Genomic DNA, 6012 nt, shown 5'->3' on the forward strand with positions numbered 1-6012 from the left:
TCCGACACCGCCGCCGGCCTGCTGAACAAAACCTTCAAGACCGACGCCGTGAAAGCCGACATGCTCGTCGGCATCGCCAAAATCACCGTCAACACCAAATAACACCCCCCGCAACAGCGGCGCCCGAAGCACCGGCAGGAAGTGCCGCGGTTCCTCCACCGGAGGGTCCGCGGCACTTTTCCGTGCGCATACCGTATGGATTTGCGGTCTCAGCACTCCCGGGACAGCCGTAGCCTTGAAAGGTGACTGAAATGAGCGAAGCCATGGTTGATGTTGTTCTGCCGTGCTTGAACGAAAGAGGCGCCCTGCCATGGGTTCTGTCCCGCATTCCCGAGGGATACCGGGCCATTGTGGTCGACAACGGCTCCACGGATGGATCGGCCGAGCTCGCAGCCACTCTCGGAGCGGTTGTGGTCCGGGAGGAACGGCGGGGTTTCGGGGCAGCCGCCCATGCAGGCCTGCTCGCAGCCACCGCAGAATTCGTGGCTTTCTGTGACTGTGACGGTTCGCTGGACCCGGCGCAACTGCCCGAGCTTTTCGCGCCCATCTTGGACGGCAGCGCGGATCTGGTGTTGGGGAGCCGCCAGCCTGAGCCTGGTGCGTGGCCCTTCCACGCCCGCATCGCCAATGTGGTGTTGGCGTGGAGGCTACGACGCCTGACTGGTGAACGGGTGACGGATCTCGGACCGATGCGGGCAGGGCGCCGCCTTGAGCTGTTGTCCCTCGGCTTGGAGGACCGCCGCAGCGGATACCCGCTGGAGATGTTCCTCAAGGCCAGTCTGCGCGGCTGGCGGATCATCGAAATCCCCGTGCCGTACGCTCCCCGGACCGGCAAATCGAAGGTGACCGGAACCCTCCGCGGAACGCTCACAGCGGTGCGCGACATGTCGGCGCAGCTCAAAGCGGCAGCTGCGTCCACGGGTTCCGGACCGGTCCGAGACAGCGCCGGCAACGAATAATGTATATGAGCAACGACATCGATCTGACAGTGGCAGTCATTGCCAAGCAGTGCATGCCGGGAAAGGTCAAGACCCGGCTCAGCCCTCCGCTCACACCGGAAGGAGCCGCTGCCCTGGCACAGCTGAGTCTCAGCCGCACCCTGGCCACGGTGCGGCTCCTCCCGGTCAGCAAAAGACTCCTGGTCATGGACGGAACGCCGGCCGCCCAGGACGCGGCTCATTTCACCGTTGTGCAGCAGGCTTCGGGCGGGCTGGACGAACGGCTGGCTGCCATCTGCGATGCGGCCACGGGCCCGCTGCTGATCATCGGCATGGATACCCCACAATTTTCAGCGGACCATCTGGCGCCGCTGCTCAATGATTGGCCCCCGCACGCGGCAGTTCACGATGCGTGGCTGGGACCGGCAACGGATGGCGGTTTCTGGGCCCTCGCGCTGCGCCGGCCTGACGGAGCACTGATCCGGGGAGTGCCGATGTCCACGGACACCACCGGAGCCCAGCAGCTCGCCCGCCTCTCCGCCGCCGGCCTTAATGTGGGAATGCTTCCCGAACTGCGGGACATGGACCACTTTAGCGATGCACTCAAGATCGCCGGCGAAATTCCCGGCACCGATTTCGCCCGCGCGGTGAATGAAGCGGCGGTCGTGGGACTGGGCTCACACCCCACGGCCGGGGTGACGCGATGACGGCCGCCGGCGTGGCTTCTGTGGCCCATTTCGGTCAGGGCCACCGTGAACCCTATGCGCGGGCGCTTGCCGACGGATCCGGCACCCTGACGTTACGGCCGGACAGCGAGCACCACAACGCAGCCCCTGTGGCCTTCGATGTACGCAGTTGGTGCGAGGACGCCAGTCTGCTGGAGCGCTCACTGCTGCAGGGCCTTAAGGGGCCAGTGCTCGACGTCGGCTGCGGCCCGGGCAGGTTGCTGGCTGCTGCCCAGCGGATGGGACTGGCGGCCCTGGGCATCGATATCAGCGCAGAGGCGGTCAGCCGGGCGCGCGGCCGCGGTGCCCGCGCACTCGAACAATCGGTTTTCTCCCCGGTACCCCAGGCCGGTCATTGGCAGTCCGTCATCTTGCTCGACGGCAACATCGGCATCGGCGGAAGCATTACGTCCCTGCTGCGGCGATGCCGTCAACTCGTCGCTCCTGGCGGGACCCTGCTGGTCGAGGTCGAAGCCGACGAGGACATGGACACCGTCTATTCCGCCGTGCTGGAGGACGCCGATGGGAACCAAAGCGAGCCTTTTAACTGGGCACGAACGGGCACCGCAGGTCTCTTGTCCCGGGCGCTGCGCAGCGGGTGGACCATTGCCTCCATTCAACGCCTTCAGGGCCGCGTCTTCTGCCGCCTCACGCCCGCTCCGGAACCCGGCAGGTTTCCCGGGTGAGCATCACCACCCCATCAACCCGCGCATCCGGCACAAGGCTCAGGCTGTTCGTTATTCTGCCCTGCATGTTCCTTCTGAGTGCCGGGTTGCTGTGGTGGATGGTACTCCCGGGAAACCCGATCGAGTCCGCCCCTATTCTCGGAACCTGCATGTCGTGGATCGTGCTGATCGGCGCGGTCAGGCTCCTACGCGACGTGCCCCGGCGCCGGGTCGGTGCCGTGATCATCGCCGGAACCGTGCTGCTGGGCGTCGTTGCAGTGAGCGCACCACCCCGGACCAGCAACGACTCTGCCCGCTATGCCTGGGACGGGATCGTTCAAAAGGCCGGAATCTCGCCCTATTCGCATGTACCCGTGGATGAGACCCTGAGCGGCCTCAGGCCGGATTGGCTGTTCGTGCCCGGCGATTCGGGCGACGACGGCGGGACGGTCTGCGCCAAGGACCTGTTTGGGACGGAATCCGTTGCGGCCTCCGGCTATCCGTCCGGGAACCCGCTGTGCACGGCCATCAACCGGCCGCACGTTCCCACCATCTATCCGCCCACGTCCGAAATCTACTTCCTCGGCGTGCGCGCCGCCGTCCCGGACTGGGTCGGTTACCTCCCGTTCCAGCTGGGCGGACTGCTCATCAGCCTGGCCGTCGGGCTGATGCTCCTCCGCGTCCTCGCCCAACGCGGCCTGCCACTGCATCTGGCCGCAGTCTGGGGGTGGAGCCCATTCGTGCAGCTTGAAGCCGTGAACAACGCCCACGTCGATCTGCTGGGCGGCGCCCTGATCCTGGCCGCCGGAATGCTGCTGGCCGGCGGCAAGCCGCTGCGCTCCGGAGCGGCGTTCGGTGCCGCAGTGGCCACCAAACTCATTCCGGTCATTGCGGCCCCTGCGTTGTTGTTCCGGCGCCCGGCCCGGTTCATCGCCGCGGCACTGGGGACCTTCGCCCTCCTCTACGTGCCCTATGTGGCCGCTGCCGGCGTCGGCGTCCTGGGCTTCCTGCCCGGCTACCTCAAGGAGGAGAACTACAGCCAGAGCGGCGGCAGCCGTTTCGGGCTCGCCCAACTCGTCTCTACCGGCCCCTGGCCGCCGGTACTCAGCGCAGCGGCCCTGGCCGTCGTCGCGCTCGCCGTGCTGCGGCGGACCCGCGCGGGGAATATCTGGGAGCAGCAGACGGTCATGATCGGGCTGACGCTGCTGATTGTGAGTCCCACCTACCCCTGGTACGCGCTGATGCTCCTGCCGTTCATTATCCTGAGCCGGCGATGGGAATACGTCGGTGTGCTCCTTGCCCTGGACTTCCTCTACCTGGTCCCCACCGAGGACCCGTTCAGTCTTCCGCTCAACCAGACGGCCCTCCTCCTGGCCGCAACCGCCATCGCGGCCGGTATCTGGTGGCGGCGCCGCGCCGAAGTCAGGCAGGCCGCCGTCGCCGGCCTCAACTCCGACGTGCCGGACAGGGTGGATTCAGCCCAGTGACCGGCACCCATCCGTCCACCACAAACTCCCCCGAATGGCAGGATTGCATCATGGACACATCATCTACCGGCACGCCGCAGGCGCGCATCGGCATCATCGGCGGCTCCGGCACGTACCGGCTCCCCGGAGCAACTGTCAGGGCCACGATCGACGTCGACACGCCGTACGGGCCGCCGTCGGGGCCTGTGACGCTGGCAGACGTAGCCGGGCGCACGGTGGCGTTCCTCCCCCGCCACGGCGGGAACCACTCGCTTCCGCCGCAAAAGATCAACTACCGGGCCAACCTTTGGGCGCTCAAGAGCCTCGGCATTGAGGCGGTGCTGTCATCCTCGGCAGTGGGAGGCCTGCGGGAAGGCTTCGGGCCCGGGACGTTCGTGGTGACGGACCAGCTGATTGACCGCAGTTGGGGACGGGCCGACACGTTCTTCGACGGCACCTCGGCCGACGGCGTCTCCGCGGCCGGTGTCCAGCACCTGCCGGCCTCGGAACCGTTTTGCCCGGCGCTGCGGTCGCAGCTGGCATCCGCGCTTGCGGCCCACGACCTGTCCTACGTTCCACAGGGAACGGTGGTGGTGATCAACGGACCACGCTTTTCCACCAGGGCCGAGTCGGCCTGGTACGTCAGCGGCGGCGCCGACATCATCAGCATGACCCAGTACCCGGAACCCGTTCTGGCCGCCGAGCTGAACATGGGCTTTGCCAACCTGGCGTTCATCACCGATTCCGACACCGGGCACGACGGCTCGGATCCGGTCACGGCCGACGCTGTCTTCGCCCGGCTGAAGAATGCCCAGGGCAATGTCCTGGCCGTGCTCAAAGCGACCGTAGCGGCAATCGGCGATGACTACTCCCCCCGTCCGCTGATGGACCAGGAAGCGGTGCGCCGGATCATGGCGCTCCCCGCAGTCAAGGAAGCGGTGACCGGCCGATGAAACTTCTCATCACGGGCGGCGCCGGGTTCATCGGTTCCCATATTGTCGAGGCCGCCCTCGCCAGGGGATGGACGGTGCGGGTGCTGGACTCGCTGGACCCCGGTCTTCATCCCCGGCCGCCCGTGTTCGACCCGCGGGTTGAACTCCTGGTCGGCGATGTAGCCGACCCGGACACGGTCGATTCCGCGCTGCGCGGGATCGACATCGTCTGCCACCAAAGCGCGAAGGTGGGGCTCGGCGTGAGCTTCGCGGACGCGCCGGACTATATCCGCAACAACGATTACGCCACCGCCGTCCTGCTGGCTGCGATGGAACGGCACGGCAACACCAGGCTGGTCCTGGCCTCGTCCATGGTGGTCTACGGCGAGGGTGCCTACGCCGACGCCCAAACAGGGCGTCCCGTCAGGCCCGGACCCCGCGACGAGGCTGACCTGCGGGCCGGCCTTTACGATCCCCGAAACCCCGAGACCGGGGCCGTCCTTATCCCCGCGATGGTCACCGAGGATGCACCGCTGGATCCGCGCAACGTCTATGCCGCATCGAAACTGAGCCAGGAGCATCTTGCCGCTTCGTGGGCCCGAAGCACCGGCGGCTCGGCAGTCGCCCTGCGCTATCACAATGTCTACGGCCCCAGAATGCCGAAGAATACGCCCTACGCCGGAGTCGCGTCACTGTTCCGTTCAGCGTTGGCCCGCGGCGAGGCTCCCAGGGTCTTCGAGGATGGCGCCCAGCGCCGCAGCTTCATCCATGTCCGGGACGTCGCAGCGGCAAATATTGCCGCTGCCGAGTCGCTGGCCGGCCCCAGGGCACCAGACTTCCGCGCCTACAACGTCGGAGCGGACGAGGTCCGTACCATCGGTGACGTGGCCACGGCGCTGAGTACTTTCTGCGCCGGTCCGGCCCCGGTGGTGACCGGCGAGTACCGGCTCGGGGACGTGCGCCACGTAACCGCGTCCTCGGGGCTGATCAGAGCTGAACTGGGCTGGGCCCCTGCCGTGGGCTTTGACGAAGGCATGCGGGAATTCGCCGCCGCCCCCCTGCGGGGCGAAAATAGCTAACCCCGGGGCTAACAGGAAAGCCACGGACCCCCAAGGTCCGTGGCTTCCTGCTGTGTCCTGCCGGCGCTTCAGGCGGCGCGTCGGGCGCCGCTGTTGCGGGGGGTGTTATTTGGTGTTGACGGTGATTTTGGCGATGCCGACGAGCATGTCGGCTTTCACGGCGTCGGTCTTGAAGGTTTTGTTCAGCAGGCCGGCGGCGGTGTCGGA

6 protein-coding genes are annotated in these 6012 nt (G+C 66.8%); all 6 read left to right on the forward strand.

Annotated elements, in window-relative coordinates:
- The first annotated feature begins 251 nt into the window (after positions 1-251).
- The 6 genes from AC50X6_RS18595 (at position 252) to AC50X6_RS18620 (ending at position 5805) form a co-directional block, all read left to right on the forward strand.
- The gene (locus tag AC50X6_RS18595) at positions 252-959 is read left to right on the forward strand and encodes a glycosyltransferase family 2 protein (protein ID WP_494967620.1); all 708 of its coding nucleotides are present in this window, start codon (positions 252-254) and stop codon (positions 957-959) included.
- A gap of 5 nt (positions 960-964) precedes the next feature.
- Positions 965-1645: a TIGR04282 family arsenosugar biosynthesis glycosyltransferase gene (locus tag AC50X6_RS18600; RefSeq protein ID WP_494967615.1), complete on the forward strand. Its 681-nt coding sequence runs from the start codon at positions 965-967 to the stop codon at positions 1643-1645.
- Between the two features lie 20 nt (positions 1646-1665).
- A complete protein-coding gene (locus tag AC50X6_RS18605) occupies positions 1666-2349 on the forward strand; it encodes a class I SAM-dependent methyltransferase (RefSeq protein WP_494967616.1) in 684 nt (227 codons plus the stop codon).
- A gap of 65 nt (positions 2350-2414) precedes the next feature.
- A complete protein-coding gene (locus AC50X6_RS18610) occupies positions 2415-3815 on the forward strand; it encodes a glycosyltransferase family 87 protein (protein WP_494967617.1) in 1401 nt (466 codons plus the stop codon).
- 50 nt (positions 3816-3865) lie between these two features.
- A complete protein-coding gene (locus AC50X6_RS18615) occupies positions 3866-4747 on the forward strand; it encodes an MTAP family purine nucleoside phosphorylase (protein WP_494967618.1) in 882 nt (293 codons plus the stop codon).
- Complete coding sequence (locus AC50X6_RS18620) at positions 4744-5805, forward strand: NAD-dependent epimerase/dehydratase family protein (RefSeq protein ID WP_494967619.1); 1062 nt, start codon at positions 4744-4746, stop codon at positions 5803-5805. Before AC50X6_RS18615 ends, AC50X6_RS18620 begins: the two co-directional genes overlap by 4 nt.
- The last annotated feature ends 207 nt before the right edge of the window (positions 5806-6012 follow it).

It is taken from the genome of Pseudarthrobacter sp. HLT1-7 (genome assembly GCF_059383435.1).

Coding starts and splice junctions, on each gene's coding strand:
- AC50X6_RS18595 (WP_494967620.1), top strand. CDS start 252: ATGAGCGAAGCCATGGTTGATGTTGTTCTGCCGTGCTTGAACGAAAGA.
- AC50X6_RS18600 (WP_494967615.1), top strand. CDS start 965: ATGAGCAACGACATCGATCTGACAGTGGCAGTCATTGCCAAGCAGTGC.
- AC50X6_RS18610 (WP_494967617.1), top strand. CDS start 2,415: ATGTTCCTTCTGAGTGCCGGGTTGCTGTGGTGGATGGTACTCCCGGGA.
- AC50X6_RS18615 (WP_494967618.1), top strand. CDS start 3,866: ATGGACACATCATCTACCGGCACGCCGCAGGCGCGCATCGGCATCATC.
- AC50X6_RS18620 (WP_494967619.1), top strand. CDS start 4,744: ATGAAACTTCTCATCACGGGCGGCGCCGGGTTCATCGGTTCCCATATT.